This is a genomic window from Paraburkholderia phosphatilytica (assembly GCF_003443895.1).
GTDB lineage: Bacteria > Pseudomonadota > Gammaproteobacteria > Burkholderiales > Burkholderiaceae > Paraburkholderia > Paraburkholderia phosphatilytica.
Window position 1 is genome coordinate 14569 of sequence record NZ_QQOA01000004.1, and the last position, 20497, is coordinate 35065.

General features: G+C 65.0%; 14 protein-coding genes, 1 other RNA gene and 1 pseudogene. 9 read left to right on the forward strand and 7 right to left on the reverse strand.

Features of this window, described 5'->3' with window-relative positions:
- Positions 1-173: 173 nt before the first annotated feature.
- Entirely contained in the window at positions 174-2825 is a 2652-nt protein-coding gene (gyrA, locus tag DVS29_RS05340; RefSeq protein WP_118179400.1) for a DNA gyrase subunit A, read from the reverse strand.
- 502 nt (positions 2826-3327) lie between these two features.
- Here gyrA and ompA point away from each other — a divergent pair.
- The 4 genes from ompA to ssrA all read left to right on the forward strand — a co-directional run bounded on the left by ompA (position 3328) and on the right by ssrA (position 6168).
- Entirely contained in the window at positions 3328-3978 is a 651-nt protein-coding gene (gene ompA / locus DVS29_RS05345) for an outer membrane protein OmpA (protein ID WP_118179401.1), read from the forward strand.
- Positions 3979-4213: 235 nt separating this feature from the next.
- Positions 4214-4912: a bifunctional 2-polyprenyl-6-hydroxyphenol methylase/3-demethylubiquinol 3-O-methyltransferase UbiG gene (gene ubiG / locus DVS29_RS05350; protein WP_118179402.1), complete on the forward strand. Its 699-nt coding sequence runs from the start codon at positions 4214-4216 to the stop codon at positions 4910-4912.
- Positions 4913-4998: 86 nt separating this feature from the next.
- On the forward strand, positions 4999-5712 hold the full coding sequence (locus tag DVS29_RS05355; protein ID WP_118179668.1) for an HAD-IA family hydrolase: 714 nt from the start codon (positions 4999-5001) through the stop codon (positions 5710-5712).
- 96 nt (positions 5713-5808) lie between these two features.
- Positions 5809-6168, forward strand: a transfer-messenger RNA (tmRNA) gene (ssrA, locus tag DVS29_RS05360).
- 496 nt (positions 6169-6664) lie between these two features.
- On the opposite strand, the gene DVS29_RS05365 is transcribed toward ssrA, so the two are convergent.
- Together DVS29_RS05365 and DVS29_RS05370 are read right to left on the reverse strand one after the other, a co-directional pair.
- On the reverse strand, positions 6665-6931 hold the full coding sequence (locus DVS29_RS05365; RefSeq protein WP_118179403.1) for a hypothetical protein: 267 nt from the start codon (positions 6929-6931) through the stop codon (positions 6665-6667).
- 118 nt (positions 6932-7049) lie between these two features.
- Positions 7050-8129, reverse strand: a complete 1080-nt coding sequence (locus DVS29_RS05370; RefSeq protein WP_118179404.1) for a substrate-binding domain-containing protein — start codon at positions 8127-8129, stop codon at positions 7050-7052.
- A gap of 134 nt (positions 8130-8263) precedes the next feature.
- On the opposite strand from DVS29_RS05370, the gene DVS29_RS05375 reads away from it, so the two are divergent.
- The 4 genes from DVS29_RS05375 to DVS29_RS05390 are packed head-to-tail and all read left to right on the forward strand — an operon-like array spanning position 8264 to position 13523.
- On the forward strand, positions 8264-8764 hold the full coding sequence (locus DVS29_RS05375; RefSeq protein ID WP_118179405.1) for an NAD(P)H-dependent oxidoreductase subunit E: 501 nt from the start codon (positions 8264-8266) through the stop codon (positions 8762-8764).
- Positions 8761-10320: a formate dehydrogenase beta subunit gene (locus tag DVS29_RS05380; protein WP_118179406.1), complete on the forward strand. Its 1560-nt coding sequence runs from the start codon at positions 8761-8763 to the stop codon at positions 10318-10320. The genes DVS29_RS05375 and DVS29_RS05380 overlap by 4 nt, the downstream gene beginning before the upstream one ends.
- A 14-nt stretch (positions 10321-10334) precedes the next feature.
- The gene (gene fdhF, locus DVS29_RS05385) at positions 10335-13265 is read left to right on the forward strand and encodes a formate dehydrogenase subunit alpha (RefSeq protein WP_118179669.1); all 2931 of its coding nucleotides are present in this window, start codon (positions 10335-10337) and stop codon (positions 13263-13265) included.
- Positions 13266-13277: 12 nt separating this feature from the next.
- Entirely contained in the window at positions 13278-13523 is a 246-nt protein-coding gene (locus DVS29_RS05390) for a formate dehydrogenase subunit delta (RefSeq protein ID WP_118179407.1), read from the forward strand.
- 92 nt (positions 13524-13615) lie between these two features.
- Here the strand turns inward: DVS29_RS05390 and DVS29_RS05395 are convergent, their stop codons facing one another.
- The 3 genes from DVS29_RS05395 to DVS29_RS05405 form a co-directional block, all read right to left on the reverse strand.
- Positions 13616-15469 (reverse strand): FAD-dependent monooxygenase, encoded by a 1854-nt coding sequence (locus DVS29_RS05395; protein WP_118179408.1) that lies wholly within the window; start codon positions 15467-15469, stop codon positions 13616-13618.
- 138 nt (positions 15470-15607) lie between these two features.
- Positions 15608-16729 carry a cation diffusion facilitator family transporter gene (locus tag DVS29_RS05400; protein WP_118179409.1) on the reverse strand — a complete coding sequence of 374 codons (1122 nt, stop codon included), beginning with the start codon at positions 16727-16729 and terminating at the stop codon, positions 15608-15610.
- A complete protein-coding gene (locus DVS29_RS05405) occupies positions 16726-17100 on the reverse strand; it encodes an ArsR/SmtB family transcription factor (RefSeq protein WP_118179410.1) in 375 nt (124 codons plus the stop codon). The genes DVS29_RS05400 and DVS29_RS05405 overlap by 4 nt, the downstream gene beginning before the upstream one ends.
- A gap of 149 nt (positions 17101-17249) precedes the next feature.
- On the opposite strand from DVS29_RS05405, the gene DVS29_RS05410 reads away from it, so the two are divergent.
- Positions 17250-19151, forward strand: a complete 1902-nt coding sequence (locus tag DVS29_RS05410) for a tetratricopeptide repeat protein (protein WP_118179411.1) — start codon at positions 17250-17252, stop codon at positions 19149-19151.
- 39 nt (positions 19152-19190) lie between these two features.
- Here the strand turns inward: DVS29_RS05410 and tcuC are convergent.
- A pseudogene (gene tcuC, locus DVS29_RS05415) lies at positions 19191-20492 on the reverse strand (tricarballylate/proton symporter TcuC).
- Between the last annotated feature and the right edge of the window lie 5 nt (positions 20493-20497).

The window sequence follows — 20497 nt, forward strand, 5'->3', positions numbered from 1 at the left end:
GCAACCGATGTCGAAACCTTGCCTGCGGCGGCCGGGTGATACCAGTCAAGCGACGAATCAAGCGCCGGCACGCTATGCCGACCGGTTCGCCGCGACCCGACCGGCCGCTTCAGCCATTCAGAAACGCGGCTCAAGCGTAAGCCCAGGCAACCTGCGTGAAGATGACGCGAAGCTTACGAACCGGAAGCTCCGTTGTCGTCACCACCATGATGGTTGCCTTCGCCACCTTCGCCGTTCTGCGCCGGGCCGTCGATATCGCCTTCCGCGTCTGCTTCAGCGACCTGTTGCAGCCCCGACAGCTTGGTACCCTCATCAAGGCTGATGAGTGTAACACCCTGCGTCGCGCGACCCATTTCGCGAATCTCCGACACGCGCGTGCGGATCAACACGCCCGTGTTTGTGATCAGCATGATCTGCGCTTCCGGATCGACGAGCGTGGCGGCGACGACCTTGCCGTTACGCTCCGACGTCTGGATCGCGATCATGCCCTTCGTACCGCGCCCGTGACGCGTGTATTCCGTGATCGGCGTGCGTTTGCCGTAACCGTTTTCGGTTGCGGTCAGCACCGACTGCTGTTCGTCGCCGGCAACCAGCATCGCGATCACCTGCTGCGTGTCTTCGAGCTGCATGCCGCGCACGCCGCGCGCTTCGCGTCCCATCGGACGCACGTCGTTTTCGTCGAAGCGCACCGCCTTGCCCGAATCGGAGAACAGCATCACGTCGTGCTGGCCGTCGGTGATCGCCGCGCCGATCAGGTAGTCGCCGTCGTCGAGACCGACCGCAATGATACCCTTGCGCAGCGGACGGCTGAACTGCTCCAGCGGCGTCTTCTTCACGGTGCCGAGCGCCGTTGCCATGAAAACGAATTTGTCCGCCGAATATTCCTTCACCGGCAGCACGACGGTGATTTTTTCGCCTTCCTGCAGCGGGAACATGTTGACGATCGGACGGCCGCGCGAGTTGCGCGAGCCCTGCGGCACTTCGTAGACCTTCAGCCAGTAGACGCGGCCGCGGTTCGAGAAGCACAGCATGTAGTCGTGCGTGTTCGCGATGAAGAGCGTGTCGATCCAGTCGTCTTCCTTCATCGACGTGGCCTGCTTGCCGCGGCCGCCGCGCTTCTGCGCGCGGTATTCGGACAGAGGCTGCGACTTCACGTAACCGGCGTGCGACATGGTCACGACCATGTCCTGCGGCGTGATCAGATCTTCGGTGTTGAGCTCGGTGGCGTTCAGCTCGATCTTCGACTTGCGCGCGTCGCCGAACTCGCCCTTGATCGAGGTCAGTTCGTCGAAGATGATCGTGGTGATCCGCTCCGGCCGCGCGAGGATGTCGAGCAGATCGGCGATCTGCGCCATCACTTCGCGGTACTCGCCGATGATCTTGTCCTGCTCGAGCCCGGTCAGGCGTTGCAGACGCATCTGCAGGATTTCCTGCGCCTGGGTGTCGGACAGACGATAGAGGCCGTCGCCCTGCATGCCGAACGCCGGGTTCAGCCCTTCCGGACGGTACGCCTCGCGGCCGCCCATGGCCGCGTTTTCCGTTTCCGCGCGCGCCAGCATGTCGCGCACGATCGACGAATCCCACGAGCGCGCCATCAGTTCCTGCTTCGCGATCGGCGGAGTGGGCGCGGCCTTGATGATGTCGATGAAGTCGTCGATGTTCGCGAGCGCGACCGCGAGACCTTCGAGCACGTGGCCGCGTTCGCGCGCCTTGCGAAGCTCGAATACCGTGCGCCGCGTCAGCACTTCCCGGCGGTGCGACAGGAAGCACTCCAGCATTTCCTTCAGGTTCAGCAGCTTCGGCTGGCCGTCGACGAGCGCGACCATGTTCATGCCAAAGGTGTCCTGCAGCTGGGTGGCCTTGTACAGATTGTTGAGGATGACCTCGGGCACCTCGCCGCGCTTCAGCTCGATCACGACGCGCATGCCGCTCTTGTCGGATTCGTCGCGGATGTCGGAGATGCCTTCCAGCTTCTTCTCGTTGACGAGCTCGGCGATGCGCTCGAGCAGCGAGCGCTTGTTCACCTGATACGGCAGTTCGTCGACGATGATCGACATGCGCTGGCCGCGATCGATTTCCTCGAAGTGCGTGAGCGCGCGCATCACGACCCGACCGCGGCCGGTGCGATAGCCGTCGCGCACGCCCTGCACGCCGTAGATGATGCCGGCGGTCGGGAAGTCCGGCGCGGGGATGATCTCGATCAGCTCGTCGATCGTGGCCTGCGGATTTTTCAACAGATGCTGGCAGGCATCGACGACTTCGTTCAGATTGTGCGGCGGAATATTCGTCGCCATGCCGACCGCGATGCCCGACGAGCCATTGATCAGCAGGTTCGGGATGCGCGCCGGAAGGATCAGCGGTTCGTTTTCGCTGCCGTCGTAGTTCGGCCCGAAGTCGACCGTTTCCTTGTCGATGTCGGCGAGCAGTTCGTGGCCGATCTTCGCCATGCGGATTTCGGTGTACCGCATCGCGGCGGCGTTGTCGCCGTCCACCGAACCGAAATTGCCCTGCCCGTCGACCAGCATGTAACGCAGCGAAAAGTCCTGCGCCATGCGGACGATCGTGTCGTACACAGCCGTGTCACCGTGCGGATGGTATTTACCGATGACGTCGCCGACGATACGGGCGGACTTCTTGTAGGCACGGTTCCAGTCGTTGTTCAGCTCGTGCATCGCGTACAGCACGCGCCGGTGGACCGGCTTCAGGCCATCGCGGACATCTGGGAGGGCGCGCCCGACGATCACGCTCATCGCGTAATCGAGATACGAACGGCGCATTTCCTCCTCGAGGGAGATGGGCAGGGTCTCTTTGGCGAATTGATCCATTTATCCGTGTCTTGTCAGGCGCAGACGCCATCGTGTCCGTATGGAAGACGACGTCTGCGCGGCGGCGCTGTCGACGCAGCGCAATCCGGCGATTCTATCATGCGCGACATGCCCGGCCGCCGGTGTACGTATACCTATTAGTAGAGGGTTCGCGAAGCGCGCTGCGGACGCCTCGGCGGGCACTTCAAACGGCCGTCCGGGACCGGAGATTGCTAGTCGTTGGCGCCTCGGAAACGTCCGTTCGTCCGGGGTTTGTGCACACGAAAGGCTTTTGTTGCGCATGCACCACAATAAGAACGGGTCGATCAGGACGGGAGGAATTTTTTATCGTAGGAAGGGAACGATATGGCAAAATGCCAACGCACAAAGTTAGACGCGGCTCGAAGTCTATACAAAGCGTCGTTGGCAACGCACCAATGTTATACTTCGAGCAATGTATGACTTGTCATCGTCAACAGGCTCGCAGTAAACCTGCGGTAATCTCAATTTCGAGAGGAGAAATATGAATAAACTTTCAAAGCTCGCGTTCATTGCAGCTACCGCAGTGATGGCTGCATCCGCTTCGGCACAGTCGGTGCCGGCGTCGCGACAAGCTACGAACGACAACTGGGTGAACGGCACCGGCGAATGGGTGTGGATGAACGGCACGAATGAGCTTTGCTGGCGCGATGCGTTCTGGACGCCGGCAACGGCAAACGCAAAGTGCGATGGCGCGCTGGTCGCTCAAGCTCCGACGCCGCCGGCTCCGCCCGCTCCGGCCGCTCCGGTTATCCAGAGCCAGAAGATCACCTATCAGGCTGACGCACTGTTCGACTTCGACAAGGCTATCCTGAAGCCGGCTGGCAAGTCCAAGCTGGACGATCTGGCTTCGAAGATCCAGAACGTGAACCTGGAAGTGGTGGTTGCCACGGGTTACACGGACCGCATCGGTTCGGACAAGTACAACGACCGTCTGTCGCTGCGTCGTGCTCAAGCTGTGAAGGCCTACCTGGTCAGCAAGGGCATCGAAGCCAACCGTATCTACACGGAAGGCAAGGGCAAGCGCAACCCGGTCACGACCGATTGCCATCAGAAGAACCGCAAGTCCCTCATCGCCTGCCTCGCACCGGATCGTCGCGTGGAAGTCGAAGTGGTGGGTACTTCGAAGCAGTAAGCTGCAAGATCACGTTGGCCAAAAAGCCCCGCTCCGGCGGGGCTTTTTCTTTGTATCGCCTCGTTTGTCCAGCCTTCCTTTGCGCGATCGCTTCGACCGCCCCCTTCCGTCATCCGGCATCGGCACATCGCCGTTCTGCGACCCGCAATAATCCGCGCGATTTTGCCGGTCTGGCGCGACGCTTATATACTCAGGGTTTCTCCTTGATCGCCCGCTCCACAAGGCATCCCGACTCATGACGAACGCCGATCCCCACGAGCTGCAGAAATTCAGCGATCTCGCCCATCGGTGGTGGGACCCGAACGCCGAATTCAAGCCGTTGCACGAGCTGAACCCGGTCCGGCTGAACTGGATCGACAGCCAGGCGCATCTGGCCGGCAAACGGGTGCTCGATATCGGCTGCGGCGGCGGCATCCTGTCCGAATCGATGGCGGAGCTCGGCGCGAGCGTCAAGGGCATCGACCTGTCGACGCAGGCACTCGGCGTGGCCGACCTGCACAGCCTCGAAAGCGGCATCACCGTCGACTACGAAGAAATCGCCGCCGAAGCGCTGGCCGCGCGCGAGCCCGAAACCTACGACGTGGTCACCTGCATGGAGATGCTCGAGCACGTGCCCGAGCCGGCGGCGATCGTCGCGGCCTGCGCGAAGCTCGTGAAGCCCGGCGGCTGGGTGTTCTACTCCACGCTCAACCGAAACCTCAAGTCCTACCTGTTCGCGGTGATCGGCGCCGAATACATTGCGCAGATGCTGCCGAAGGGCACGCACGACTACGAGCGCTTCATCAAGCCATCCGAACTCGCCGGGTTCATCCGGACGGCGGGCTTGCATACGGCCGGCATCAAAGGCATCGTCTACCATCCGCTGACGAAGCACTTCGCGCTGTCGGACGATACGAGCGTCAACTACATGATGGCCTGCCGGCGCGGCGCCTGACAGCCAGCCGCGCTCGCACCCTCATGCCCTTCATCACGCGCCTTCATAACGTGCATTAACCACGCGCCATGCGCACCACGGCTTCCATGAGCGACCCCACTCCGCTACCTCAACGCGAAGACGAAGAGACGTCGATCGGCCTCTGCCACGGCGTGCTGTTCGATCTCGACGGCACGCTTGCCGATACCGCGCCGGACCTTGCGGCGGCGGTCAACAAGATGCGCCATGTGCGCGGTCTGGAAATGGTGCCGCTCGAACGGTTGCGGCCGCTCGCATCGGCGGGTGCGCGCGGGCTGATCGGCGGGGCATTCGGCATCGGCCCCGAGCACCACGATTTCGCGGCGTTGCGGGAGGAGTTTCTCGCCAACTACGAAGCCGACCTGTGCATCGAAACGACGCTCTTCCCCGGCATCGACGCGGTACTCGACGAACTCGACGCGCGCAACGTGCGCTGGGGCATCGTGACGAACAAGGCCGCGCGCCTGACCGAGCCGCTCGTCGCGCAGCTGGGGCTGGATATGCGCGCGGGCTGCGTGGTGAGCGGCGACACGACGCCGCATTCGAAGCCGCACCCCGCGCCGCTGCTGCACGCGGCGAAGGAGCTGGGACTCGAGCCGGAGCGCCTCGCCTATGTCGGCGACGACCTGCGCGACGTGCAGGCCGGCTTCGCCGCGGGCATGGTCACGGTCGCCGCAGCATACGGGTATTGCGGCAACGATCTCCCGCCGACGCAATGGCACGCGCGTCACGTCGTGCGTTCCACCGTGGAGCTCCAGGCGCTGTTGCGCGACCTGTACTGACCCGGCAGCGGCCTCATACACGCGCCCCTGCCTTGTCGCCTGAAATGTCACGCGTTCGCCTCACATGGCGTTCTATGGGATAATTGCCGTTCCACAGGGGCCGACCTGGTTTCGACGTGGGTAGCGAAGCAACTCAGGGCATACCGAGGACCCGTCACCTCGTAAATCAATGGGAACTTAAGTAACTGCGAACGACGATACGTACGCATTGGCGGCTTAACCCCGCCAACCTTGCACTAGCTCACTGACGGGTTAGGGGTCGCAAGGCCCGGCAAGGTCATTTACGTCAGTTAATCTCCGGTGGTGTCACGATGCCGGGGCCGAAAACCAAGTGACTCGCCGAAACGAAGCGTGTTCGTCCGCGTCGGTGCGGTTAAATCAAATGACAGAACTAAGTATGTAGAACTGGTTGTAGAGTGCTTGCGGACGCGGGTTCGATTCCCGCCGGCTCCACCAAACATCGTCAGGCTCCCCTGGCCTGAACCGAAACCCCGATCGATCCTGTCGTTCGGGGTTTTTTTCTTGCGCGTGCCAACTGACAAACGCGTACGAACGCAGATAAAAAAATCCCGCCTGGAAGGGCGGGATGTGCAGAGAGAGAAGATTGATGAAACTGACTGCGGTATTGCAGTCAGGCGTCATCGTCTATCGCTGAAATTTCGCGTCGAATAGGACTAGTCCCAAATAACTTCGGACGTTTCCGCAAATCTCGAAGATGCTTCTAGCCGCACGAGGCGTGCAGCATCTACCTGGCATTCCAGACGAAATAGGAGCGACCGAATCAGCAGGCGACGACGGTGCGCACGCAACAAAAAAACCCGCGATGGCCTTGAAGGCTCATCGCGGGTCTCAGATATCGCTCGCCGGAAGCTGATCGGGTCCGGTCCTGACTTCTGCCGGAGCGCGAGACGCCCCACAGAACACAGACCGTACCGATCACCCAGACAACCGCTCAGTTGTCATTCGGGCACTGCAGGTTGCAACCGTTCGGATCGCCGTTGTCAGCAGCCTTGCGCGCCTTCGACTTGGGCCCGTGCTGATACTTGTTGTTCGGCGCCGAAGCCGCGAACGGCATATCCGGGTGTTCGTTGAAGTGGAACTCGTCGTTGAGGATCCCGCCCGGCACGCCGGGCGAGTTCTGGGCAAACGCCACGGGAACCATCGAAGCCAGCGCGCCCGCCATCGCGGTCGCGGCACAGATTTTGAGCAGAAATTTCATGGTGATTCGAGGCAGATTCACAGCATTGAAAGCAAAAATCAAGGCTACAGGGTAGCGCAATCCGGGTTGCGATGCAGCGTTAGCGTGGTCACGCAATCCTTCCGCGGGTTACCGGCTTTTACGCCACCGCCTCGCCGAGCCCCACGTCGAGATCGACGACGGTCCCGCTGTCCTGCGGATCGTAGCCGTCGAGGCTCGCTACGCCAGCGCGGAACGCGGCGCCGCGCAGCAGCTCGACCACGTTGGCGAGCGGCGGACGCGCCAGCGCGGCCCGCTCGCACGCGAAGTAATAGTCCTCGTCGACCACGGAGATGAAGTCGAGCCCGAAGTGATGCGCCGCGGGCTCCACGCCGAAGCCGACGTCGGCCATCCCGCTCGCGACGAACGCGGCAATCGCGGAGTGCGTCAGTTCCGTCGATGCATAGCCGTTGACGCGGTCCGGATCGATGCCGATGCGCCGCAGCGCGAGATCCAGCAGCATCCGCGTGCCGGAACCCGGCTGGCGGTTGACGAAGCGGATATCGTCGCGGGCGAGGTCGGCGAGCCCGCCAATCGCCTTCGGATTGCCCTTCGGCACGAACAGCCCCTGCTTGCGCCGCGTCAGGTGAACGAGCACGTGCCGCGCCGGATCGAGCCAGCGGCGGTACGTGTCCGCGCAGGCCGCCCGGAAATCGTCGCGCGGCAGATGGAAGCCGGCCAGATCGCAGTCGCCGCGCGCGAGCGACGTCACCGCATCCGCGCTGTCGCGGTACTTGATGTCCACCGCCACGTCCCGTTCGACGAGCGCCGTGACCAGCGCCGCCACCGCGTAGCCGTGCGACGCGTGAATCCGCACGTTGTCCGCCGGCGGCATCAGCCAGCGGTTCAGATCGCTCGCGACTTCACTCGCCAACGCGCGCAGATTGCCGTCCAGCCGCTCGCCACAGAGCCGCTGCGAGCGCAGCACCGCCTGCCCCAGCTCAGACAGCACCGAGCCGCGCCCGCGCTCCTTCGAGATCAGCGCGCCGCCCAGCCGCTCCTCCAGCGCGCGCAGCAAACCCCACGCGTGACGGTAGGACAAACCCTTAATCGTCGCGGCCTGCGCGATGCTGCCCGATTCATCGACGAGCGCCAGCAACGGCACAACGTCCGTCAGGCTGGCCTCGCGGCCGTCACTGTCGCGCACGACGAGCTGCGCATGGCATTCGACCCGGATCATTTATGTAGTGATATTTCCTATTGCGCAAGCCCGCAGGCCCGCCTATCGTTCGGTCTAACTAGCAAAACCAAATGAAGCATAGATGCACACTTTATGAAATACAAGTGCATATTTGACTTCGGAGGAGCCCACAATTGAATAGCAGCGCTCTCGCACCTACCGAGCTCGTGCAGCGTCACACACTGCCAGGCCGGTCGTTACTCGCCATCCTGCACGCGATCCAGGACGAAGTCGGCTACGTGCCGTCGGATACCATCGTCCCGCTCGCTCAGGCGATGAATCTGTCGCGCGCCGAAGTACACGGCGTGATCACCTACTACCATCACTTCCGCACGCAGCCTGCTGCCACCGTCACGGTGCAGCTGTGCCGCGCGGAAGCGTGCCGCAGCATGGGCACCGAAGCGCTCGCGCAGCACATCGAAGCGCGCACCGGTTGCCGCTTCGACGCGCACCATCACTCGACGCACGGCGACGACGCGGACGGTCCGGTCGGCCTCGAGTCGGTGTATTGCCTCGGCCAATGCGCGCTGTCGCCGGCGATGATGATCAACGGCACGCTTTACGCGAAGGTGACGCCGCAGAAATTCGATGCGCTGCTCGCTGCCGCGCAGAAGACCGTGGAGGAAACGGCATGACGCGCATCTATGTTCCCCGCGATTCGTCGGCGCTCGCGCTCGGTGCCGATGCGCTCGCCGACGCGATCGTCGCCGAAGCCGCTCGCCGCAATGTCGCGATCGAGCTCGTGCGCAACGGCTCGCGCGGGCTGCTGTATCTCGAACCGCTCGTCGAAGTCGCGACGCCGTCAGGCCGCGTCGGCTACGCGAGCGTCGACGCGGACGACGTCGCGTCGCTGTTCGACGCCGGCTTCATCGAAGGCAACGCGCACGCAAAACACGTCGGCCTCGTCGACGAGATTCCGTACCTGAAGAAGCAGCAACGTCTGACGTTCGCGCGCATCGGCATCACGGATCCGCTGTCCACCGACGACTACGTCGCGCACGGCGGCATCGAAGGCCTGAAGAACGTGCTGGCCATGGACGGCGCGGCCGTCTGCGAAGCGCTGATCGAATCCGGTCTGCGCGGCCGCGGCGGCGCGGCGTTCCCGGCCGGCATCAAATGGCGCACGGTGCTCGGCGCGAAAGCCGACCAGAAGTACATCGTCTGCAATGCCGACGAAGGCGACTCGGGCACGTTCTCCGACCGCCTCGTGATGGAAAGCGATCCGTACGTGCTGATCGAAGGGATGATCATCGCGGGTATCGCGGTGGGCGCGACGGTCGGCCATATCTACGTGCGCAGCGAGTATCCGCATTCAATCGACACGCTCGAGGAAGCCATCCAGCGCGCGCGTGCCGCCGGCTGGCTCGGCGACAGCGTGCTCGGCTCGCAGCACCGCTTCGAGCTGTTCGTCGCGAAGGGCGCGGGCGCCTACGTGTGCGGCGAAGAAACGGCGCTGCTCGAATCGCTCGAAGGCAAACGCGGCATCGTGCGCGCGAAGCCGCCGCTGCCGGCGCTCTCCGGTCTCTTCGGCAAACCGACGGTGATCAACAACGTGATCACACTCGCAACGGTGCCGATCATCTTCGCGAAGGGCGCTGCGTTCTACAAGAACTTCGGCATGGGCCGTTCGCGCGGCACGCTGCCGTTCCAGATCGCGGGCAACGTGAAGCAGGGCGGGCTCGTTGAACTCGCGTTCGGCTGCACGCTGCGCGAGCTGATGTTCGACTACGGCGGCGGCACCGCGAGCGGCCGGCCCGCGCGCGCGGTGCAGGTGGGCGGCCCGCTCGGCACGTACCTGCCCGAAAGCCAGTGGGACATCCCGCTCGACTACGAGGAGTACGCGAAGGTCGGCGCCGTGGTCGGCCACGGCGGTCTCGTGATTCACGACGACACGTCGAACCTCGCCGAACTCGCGCAGTACGCGATGCACTTCTGCGCGCTCGAATCGTGCGGCAAGTGCACGCCGTGCCGGATCGGCTCGACGCGCGGCGTCGAAGTGATCCAGCGCATCCGTAACGGCGACACGTCGACGAAACAGGTGAAGCTGCTGCGCGATCTGTGCGACACGATGGTGTCGGGATCGCTCTGCGCGATGGGCGGCATGACGCCCTTCCCTGTGGTGTCTGCCCTCGATCATTTCCCTGAAGACTTCGGTCTCGGCAACGCGCTGCCCGGCGCGGCCGCGGCCTGACGATGGAGCCCAACATGTCCGACGCGCTCATTCCTAACGCCGGTGGTTGCGGTTCAGGCAACTGCAGCTGCAAATCGAAAGCCCGTTCCCCGTACGACGAAACCGACTACGGCACGCCGTTCCGCCACGCCGACACCGACGTCACGCTCGAGATCGACGGCCAGAACATTACGGTGCCGGCCGGCACGTCGGTGATGCGCGCCGCCGCCGAAGCCGGCGTGATGGTGCCGAAGCTCTGCGCGACCGATTCGCTCGAACCGTTCGGCTCGTGCCGCCTGTGTCTCGTCGAGATCGAAGGCCGCCGCGGCTATCCCGCGTCGTGCACGACGCCGGTCGAAGCCGGCATGAAGGTGCGCACGCAGACCGACCGTCTGCAGGACCTGCGCCGCAACGTGATGGAGCTGTACATCTCCGATCACCCGCTCGACTGCCTGACCTGCCCCGCGAACGGCGACTGCGAACTGCAGGACATGGCCGGCGTGACGGGCCTGCGCGAAGTGCGCTATGGCTTCGACGGCGAGAATCACCTGAAGGACAAGAAGGACGAGTCGAATCCGTACTTCACGTACGATCCGTCGAAGTGCATCGTCTGCAATCGCTGCGTGCGTGCGTGCGAGGAAACCCAGGGCACCTTCGCGCTGACGATCGCGGGCCGCGGTTTCGAATCGCGCGTCGCAGCCGGTGCGAACGAGTCGTTCATGGACTCGGAGTGCGTGTCGTGCGGCGCCTGCGTCGCCGCGTGCCCGACCGCGACGCTGCAGGAAAAGACCGTCGTAATGCTGGGCCAGCCCGAGCACTCGATCACCACGACCTGCGCGTACTGCGGCGTCGGCTGCTCGTTCAAGGCCGAGATGAAGGGCAATCAGGTCGTGCGCATGGTGCCGAACAAGAACGGCGAAGCGAACGAAGGCCATGCGTGCGTGAAGGGCCGCTTCGCGTGGGGCTACGCGACGCACAAGGACCGCATCAAGAAGCCGATGATCCGCGCGAAGATCACCGATCCGTGGCGCGAAGTCAGCTGGGAAGAAGCGATCAATTACGCGGCGTCGGAGTTCCGCCGCATCCAGGCGAAGTACGGGCGCGATTCGATCGGCGGCATCACGTCGTCGCGCTGCACGAACGAGGAAACCTATCTCGTGCAGAAGCTCGTGCGCGCCGCGTTCGGCAACAACAACGTCGACACCTGCGCGCGCGTCTGCCACTCGCCGACCGGCTACGGCTTGAAGACGACGCTCGGTGAATCGGCAGGCACGCAGACGTTCGCATCGGTCGACAAGGCCGACGTGATCATGGTGGTCGGCGCGAATCCGACCGATGGCCACCCGGTGTTCGGCTCGCGCCTGAAGCGCCGCGTTCGTGAAGGCGCGAAGCTGATCGTCGTCGATCCGCGCCGCATCGATATCGTCGATACGCCGCACGTGAAAGCCGTGCATCATCTGCCGCTGCGCCCGGGCACCAACGTCGCGATGCTCAACGCGATCGCACACGTGATCGTCACCGAAGGGCTGCTCGCCGAGCAGTTCATCGCCGAGCGCTGCGAGGACCGTGCGTTCGGCCAGTGGCGCGATTTCGTCGCGCTGGAAGAGAACTCGCCCGAGTCGATGGAAGCCACCACCGGCGTGCCGGCCGCCGACGTGCGCGCCGCCGCCCGCCTGTACGCGACGGGCGGCAACGCCGCGATCTACTACGGCCTCGGCGTCACGGAACACGCGCAAGGCTCGACGGCGGTGATGGGCATCGCGAATCTCGCGATGGCGACGGGCAACGTAGGCCGCGAAGGCGTCGGCGTGAATCCGCTGCGCGGCCAGAACAACGTGCAGGGCTCGTGCGACATGGGCTCGTTCCCGCACGAACTGCCGGGCTACCGCCACATCAGCGACGCGACCACGCGCACGCTGTTCGAACAGGAATGGGGCGTCACGCTGCAGCCGGAACCCGGCCTGCGCATTCCGAACATGTTCGATGCGGCGGCGCACGGCACGTTCATGGGCCTCTACTGCCAGGGCGAAGACATCGTGCAGTCGGATCCGGACACGCAGCACGTGTCGCACGCGCTGTCCGCGATGGAATGCATCGTCGTGCAGGACATCTTCCTGAACGAGACCGCGAAGTTCGCGCACGTGCTGCTGCCGGGTTCGTCGTTCCTCGAAAAGGACGGCACCTTCACGAACGCCGAGCGCCGCATCTCGCGCGTGCGCAAAGTGATGCCGCCGATCGCGGGTTACGCGGACTGGGAAGCGACCATCCTGCTGTCGCGCGCGCTCGGCTACGAAATGAACTACACGCATCCGTCGCAGATCATGGACGAGATCGCGCGGCTCACGCCGACCTTCCATGGCGTGTCGTTCGAGAAGATCGACAAGCTCGGCAGCATCCAGTGGCCGTGCAATGAGGAAGCACCGGAAGGCACGCCGACGATGCACGTCGACGCGTTCGTGCGCGGCAAGGGGAAGTTCGTGATCACGAAGTTCTTCGCATCGCCGGAAAAGGTCACGCGCAAGTTCCCTCTGCTGCTGACGACGGGCCGCATCCTGTCGCAGTACAACGTGGGCGCGCAGACGCGCCGCACCGAAAACTCGCGCTGGCACGAAGAGGACCGTCTCGAGATCCACCCGCACGACGCGGAAGATCGCGGCATCAAGACGGACGACTGGGTCGGCATCGAATCGCGCGCGGGCAACACCGTGCTGCGCGCGAAGGTCAGCACGCGGATGCAGCCGGGCGTCGTCTACACGACGTTCCACTTCCCCGAATCCGGCGCGAACGTGATCACGACCGACAGTTCCGACTGGGCAACCAACTGTCCGGAGTACAAGGTCACCGCGGTGCAGGTGATGCCGGTCGAGCAGCCGTCGGAATGGCAGCAGAAGTACTCGCGCTTCAACCAGCAGCAGCTCGACCTGATGCAGCAGCGCGAACTGACGAACGCGTCGACGGGCAAGTGAGGCCAGGCCGCTATGGATGAACAGAACCTGATCACGATGGCCAACCAGATCGGCGACTTCTTCACGTCGCTGCCCGACCACGAGGAAGCGATCGGCGATATCGCGAGCCATATCCGGCGCTTCTGGGAACCGCGGATGCGCCGCGCGATTCTCGAAGCGCTCGACGACGGTTCGACGGTGGATACGTCGCGGATGTCCGACATCGTCCGCGAGACGCTGATCAAGCATCGTGAAGAGTTGATGCCGGCTGCGAGCTGATCGAACTTGACGTCGCAATCCGGGCAGCGCCATTGCGGGCTGCCCGGCGCTGTTTCTTCGTCACCCCACGCCGTTGCGGATCACGGCACGCGTCACACCCTCGCCGACGTTTCCTCCGTCAGCATTCCCTTCGAGAACCAAGACTCGCAGTGCCGCAGCAGTCCAGTCAGATCGGACGCGGTACGGCCGCGCGCGCAGATGTAGCCATCCGGACGCACGAGATAGAACGCCGGCCGCGTACGCCCGTAGGTATCGGCGAGCGACGTCGTGTGATCGCCGCCCGCATCGGTGATGCGCCACACGCGCACCGCGCCGGGCAGCGCGCGCTCCACCGCGGCGACGAAGCGCGTCAGTTCTGCCTCGCGCGACGCACTGCCGTTCGCAGCGCCATTCGCGCCGTTGCTCACCGCCGGCGGAATCGGATGCTCGGGCGACGCTTCCAGTTCGCCATCCGCTTCGACGAGCAGGAACAGCGAGAAGTACGCGGGATCGTGCAGGTCGAACACGCAGCCGACACCCGGCGCGCGGCCGAGCGGCCCATCGACGACGTGCACCAGCGCATCGGGCGCGCGTTCGCCCGCGCGCGGACCGCCGTCGAGCACACGCTCGAGCGTCAGCGGACTGCGCCTGTACTGGATCGACAGCTCGCTCACCCTCGTGCGCGCAGCGTCGCGCAACGGTCCGAACTGCGCGAGCAGCGGCATCACCTTCTCGCGCAGCAGCTTCAGCGGACCGCGCTCGGCCTCGGCCATGTGCGTGACGAACGCAGTCTGCCGCAGCACGTCGCGTTCGATCGGATGACGTTCCGCGTGGTAGGTGTCGAGCAGCCGCTCCGGCGCCTCGCCCTTCATCACGCGCGCGAGCTTCCAGCCGAGATTGAACGCTTCCTGAATGCCCGTATTCATGCCCTGCGCGCCGGCGGGACTGTGCACGTGGCCCGCGTCGCCCGCGAGAAACACGCGCCGCGTGCGCAGCTGTTCGACCATGCGGCTGTTCAGATGAAAGTACGCGGACCACACGAGCGACGTAAGACGCATCGGATGATGGATGCGGCGCGCGACGAGCTCGCGGCATTGCTCGAGCGTCGGCGCATCGGCCGCGGCGGTGGCGGCGCCTTTCGCGACGGCGTCGTCGCTCGCGGCGATCGGTTCGTCGGACATCGGGTTCGCGCTGGACGACGTTGCCGATGACGACGTCCTGACGAGCGCGCCTTGCGCCGCGAGATGGGACTGCACGAGCGCGACCACGTTCGCGTGCTGGTCGGCGATCAGCCGGTAGATGCCGCCGCCCATCGGAAACAGCGCCGCGAGGCCTTCGCCGGACGCGAACATGTTCAGCTCGTCGTCGGGCCAGTCGACGTCGAGCGCAAGGTCGGCCAGCAGGAACGTCTGCGAGAAGGTCTTGCCCGCGAAGCTCAGGCCGAGCCGGTGACGCACCGTGCTGTGCGCGCCGTCCGCGCCGATCAGCCATGACGGCTGCAGCGTTTCGACGCGGCCATCGGCATGCTGCAGCGTCGCTTCGAGACCATCCACACCCTGGAAGAAATCGGTCAGCTCGACACCGCGTTCCACTTCGACGCCGAGCGACGAAAGATGCTCGGTCAACAGACGCTCGGTGACGGATTGATCGAGGAACAGCAGGTACGGGTAGCGGGTTTGCAGCGGGTCGAAATCGAGGCGCGCGATCCGCTGGCCGCTGGAGTGAAGATTCGCGGCACGGGCGCGATGTCCGCGTTGGAGAAACGGCTCGACGATCCGGTGCTGTTCGAACAGTTCGAGCGTGCGCGCCTGAATGCCGATCGCGCGTGAATGCGGCGCGGGTTCACGCGCCTTGTCGATCAGGCGCACGGGGATATGTGCGCGCGCAAGACTCATCGCTGCGGCGAGTCCCGTTGGGCCGGCGCCGACGATCAGCACCGGTGCGGCATCGTACGTAGCAGCGGACATGCAAGCCTCCGTGTGACGTCGTGCCGACTAGTGTACGCCGCTCGCTCCGCTCGTCGGGCCGCGCGTGAACGATGCGGTGCATCAACGGATACGTGTGGACGCGGCCGCCTGCGCTGCTCCGGTCAGAAGAAAACGCGTTCAGTGCCCGGCCGCGCCCGGCTGACGATCGAGCGCGCAGCGATGCTCGGTGGTGCCGAGGTCCACCTGCAAGGTTGCATGATGCATGTCGAAGCGCTCGCGCAGCGCCGCCACGATCCGGTCCACCGTCTGGTCGCCGGGATGGCCGGCCGGCATCACGAGATGCGCGGTCAGCGCGTTGCCGGTGGTCGACAGCGCCCAAACGTGGAGGTCGTGCACGTCCGTGACGCCGGGCTGCTCGGCAAGGAAACCGCGAATGCGTTGCAGATCGACGCCCGGCGGCACCGCATCGAGCGCAAGGCGCATGGAATCGCGCAGCAGGCCCCACGTGCCGTACAGCACCACGAGCACGACCGCGATACTCATCACGGGGTCGAGCCACGTCCAGTTCGTGAAGAAGATCACGACACCGCTCACCGCGACCGCGCCGGAGATCGCCGCGTCGCCGACCATGTGCAGGAACGCGCCGCGGATGTTCAGGTCTTCCTGCCCGCGCATGAAGAGCCACGCCGAGAGGCCGTTCACGATCATGCCGACCGCCGCGACGACGAACACGTCGAGCCCGGCGACGGGCGACGGGTGCAGCAGCCGGCCCACCGCTTCCGCGACGATCACGCCGCACGCGAACAGCAGCAGCGCGGCATTCGCGAGGCTCGCGAGTATCGACGAGCTGCCGAGCCCGAACGTGTAGCGCGCCGACGGACGGCGCGTGGCGAGCCAGGTCGCGCCCCACGCGAGCAGCAGACCGAGCACGTCGGACAGGTTGTGGCCTGCGTCCGCGAGCAGCGCGGTGGAGTTCGCGAGGACGCCATAGATTGCCTGCACGACGACGATCGTCACGTTCAGCCCGACGGCGATCGCGAACGCGCGGCCGTGGCCGGCGACGGGTGCGTGATGGTGACTGTGGCCATGCCCGTGATGATGGCCGTGGCTGTGTGCGTGGCCCTTGTGCGCGTGGCCTTCCCGCGCGTGGCCGTGGTGGTCGTGCTCGCCGTGATCGTGACCGGCATGCGCGGCGTGGTCATGCTCGCCATGACCATCGTGCTGATGATCGCAAGCGTGACCTTGACCAGCCGGATGGAGCGCGTCGTCGCGCGCGGAATTGACAGGCGTGAATTTCATTCTGCGTCCTGAACGGAGTGGAGTTCCGCGACCGGTTCGTCGACGTGCTCCAGCAGATCGGCGAGCATGCAGCTGATGTGCTGGTCCGCGGCGGTGTAGTAGACCTGCTTGCCCCGGCGCTCTGCTTTCACGATCCGCGCCGCGCGCAGCAGCCGCAGATGATGGCTGACGAGCGACTGCGACAGCCCGAGCGCGCCGGCAATCGCACCGACCGCGCGACGCTCGCCCGCGCACGCGAGCACGATCCGCAGGCGCGTCGGGTCGCCGAGCAGGCGAAACAGATCGGCGAGCGACACGACGCGTTCGTCGGTGGAAAGCGTGTCTGCCTCGATGACGGGCAGCTCGGCGTGAACGGGCAGCGGTGTGGCCATGGGCGGCATCCAGATGCAGGCAACAACATATGAATAAGTGTTCACATGTTAAAAACAAATCCCGAACCTGTCAACTTTGAAAAGCGGGCCCGCGAGTGTGGGAAAATGCGGCCTCCAGTTTTTCGGCTTTCCCAGCCTTCAAGTCAGTCATGCATCCCGTTTTTGTCCGCGCGTGGACGGCTCATCGCGACGGCCGGCTCGACGACGCAGAGCGCGACTATCGCGCGACGCTCGAGGTCGACCCAGGTCACGTCGATGCGCTGCATCTGCTGGGCGTATTGCGCCATCAGCAGGGTCAGCACGCGGAAGCCGCCGACCTCGTGCGGCGCGCGGTCGACCTGCGCCCCAACGACGCCGCGCTGCAACTGAATCTCGGCAACGCGCTGAAGGCGCTCGGCCAGCTCGACGGTGCGATCGAACGCTTTCGCAACGCGCTCACGCTCGCGCCGACGTTTCCGATGGCGCACTACAACCTCGGCAACGCGTACGCCGCCGCCGGCCGCCACGAAGACGCGGTCGATGCGTTTCGCCGCTCGGTCGATCTGCAGCCGCAGGACGCGTCGTCGCACAACAACCTCGGCAACGCACTGCACGCGACCGGCCAGCACGAAGCCGCGGTCGAAGCATTCGAGCGCGCACTGCAGCTGCGCCCGGGACATGCCGGCGCGCACAACAATCTCGGCATGGCGCTCAACGCGCTCGACCGCTCGGAAGACGCGATCGTGCATTTCCGCGAGGCGCTCGCCGCGGAACCGCGCTTCGTCGCGGCGCAGTTCAATCTCGCGAACACGCTCGCCGCCACCGGCCGCAACGCCGAAGCCGTCGGCCTGTTCGAAGCCGCGATCGTGCTGCAGCCGCAGCTTTCGCCCGCGCTGTTCGGCCTGGGCAACGCGCTCGCCGCGCTGCACCGGCACGACGAAGCCGTGCGCTATTTCGAGCGCGCGATCGGGCTCGATCCGAAGTTCGCGCTGGCGTGGCTGAGCCTCGGCATCTCGCAGCACGCACTGCTCAGCTACGAAGCCGCGTTGCGCGCGTTCGAGCAGGCACTGCGTCTGCGCCCCGATCTCGGCCCCGCGCATCTGAACCGCGCGATGGTGTGGCTCACGCTCGGCAACTTCGCGAAGGGTCTGCCCGAGTACGAGTGGCGTCTCGAAACCGTGCAGCGTCGTGCGGTGCACGCACTGCCCCGCTGGCACGGCGAGGCGCTCGAAGGCCGCACGCTGCTGATTCACGCAGAACAGGGCCTCGGCGATACGCTGAATTTCGCGCGTTTCATCCCGCTCGTCTTCGAACGCGCGGCGCAGGACGCGCAGGCCACGCAATCCGCGCCGCCGCGCATCATGCTCGAAGTGCAGCCTGCGCTGCTGCCGCTGCTGGAGCCCGCGGCCGGGCAATGGCGCGTGACGCTCGTGGCGACCGGCGACGTGCCGAACGCCGGCCGCCAGGCGCCCGATGTGCAGTGCCCGCTGTTGAGCCTGCCGCTCGTGCTGGGTATGACCGTCGATACGATTCCCGCGCGCACGCCCTACCTCGCCGCGCCGGCCGCCTATCGTCGCAAATGGCGCGGTTCGCTCGGCGGACAGTCGAAACGCAAGATCGGTATCGCGTGGTCGGGACGCATCCAGCGCAGCGAGAACCGCACGATCGCACTGGATCAGCTCGCCGCGCTCGATCCGCTGTTCGCGCTGCCGGGTATCGACTGGATCGTGCTGCAGCCGGATCTCAGCGATGCAGAGCGCGCGGTGCTGGACGCCCATCCGCACGCATCGCGCATTCATCGCGTCGACGATCGCATCGAGAACTTCGCGGATACGGCGGCGATCGCCGAACGGCTCGACGCGGTGGTGTCGATCGATACGTCGATCGCGCACCTGGCCGGCGCGCTGCGGCGGCCGCTGTGGATCATGCTGCCGTACTCGGCCGACTGGCGGTGGTTCGCGGAGGGCAGCGACTGCCCGTGGTACCCGGCCGCTCGGCTCGTGCGGCAACGGCAGCCGGGTGTCTGGAAGGATGTGGTCGACGAGGTCGCGCGGGAGATCGCGCGCGGCTGACCTTCACGCTTTTTCTGCGGTTTTTCCTGTCGCTTTTCGTCAGGCGGTGCGGTACTGGTTGCGCGCTTCCGGCATGCGGTACAGCACCAGCGTCGCGATCAGCCCGCACACGGCGGCCACGCCCATCCACAGGCCGGGCGCCGCCTTGTTGCCCGTCGAGTGGATCAGGTAGGTCGAGATGGCCGGCGTGAAGCCGCCGATCGTCGTCGCGAGACTGTAGGCGAGCGAGAAGCCGGCCGTGCGGACATCGGCGGGCATCACTTCGGTCAGCGCGACGACCATGCCGCCGTTGTAGCAGCCGTACAGGAACGACAGCCACAGCTCCACCATCAGCAGCCGGCCGAACGACGGATCGGCGACGAGCCACTGCACCGACGGATAGGACGTGAGAATCGTCAGGATCGTGAAGACGAGCAGCACCGGGCGACGGCCGATCCGATCCGACAGCGCACCCGACAGCGGCAGCCAGACCAGGTTCGAGATGCCGATGCATACGGTCACGACGAGCGTATCGATCGCAGAGAGCTTCAGCACTTCCTTGCCGAAGGTCGGCGTGTACGCCGTGATCATGTAGAACGACACCGTCGTCATGATCACCATGCCCATGCCAGCAATCACGATGCCCCAGTTCTCGAGCATCGAATTCATGATCTCGCCCATCGTCGGGCGGTGTTTCTTCGCGAGGAACTAGTCGGTCTCTTGCAGCGAACGGCGGATCAGGAACAGGAACGGTACGATCAGACAGCCGATCAGGAACGGCACGCGCCAGCCCCATGCGGTCATCTGATCGGCGGGCAGCAGGCGGTTCAGGAACACGCCGATCAGCGCGGCGAACACCACGGCCACCTGCTGGCTGCCCGACTGCCACGAGCAGTAGAAGCCCTTGTTGCCCTTCGTCGCGATCTCGGAGAGGTACACCGACACGCCGCCCAGCTCCACGCCCGCCGAAAAACCCTGCAGCAGACGCCCGAGCAGCACGAGCGCCGGCGCGAGCGCGCCGATCGTCGCGTAGCCGGGGATGGCCGCGACCGTCAGCGTGCCGAGCGCCATCAGGAACAGCGTGAGGATCAGGCCTTTGCGCCGGCCGTGGTGGTCGATATACGCACCCAGCACGATCGCGCCGAGCGGCCGCATCAGGAAGCCTGCGCCGAACACGGACAGCGACAGCATCAGCGACGCGAATTCGCTGCCGCCCGGGAAGTAGGTCTTGGCGATCGCGGACGCATAGTAGCCGTAGACCATGAAGTCGTACATTTCCAGGAAGTTGCCGCTGACCACGCGAAACACGGTGCGGACTTTGGACTCGCTGGAAGAAGCGGAAACGGTGGACGCTGTAGACATGGCGC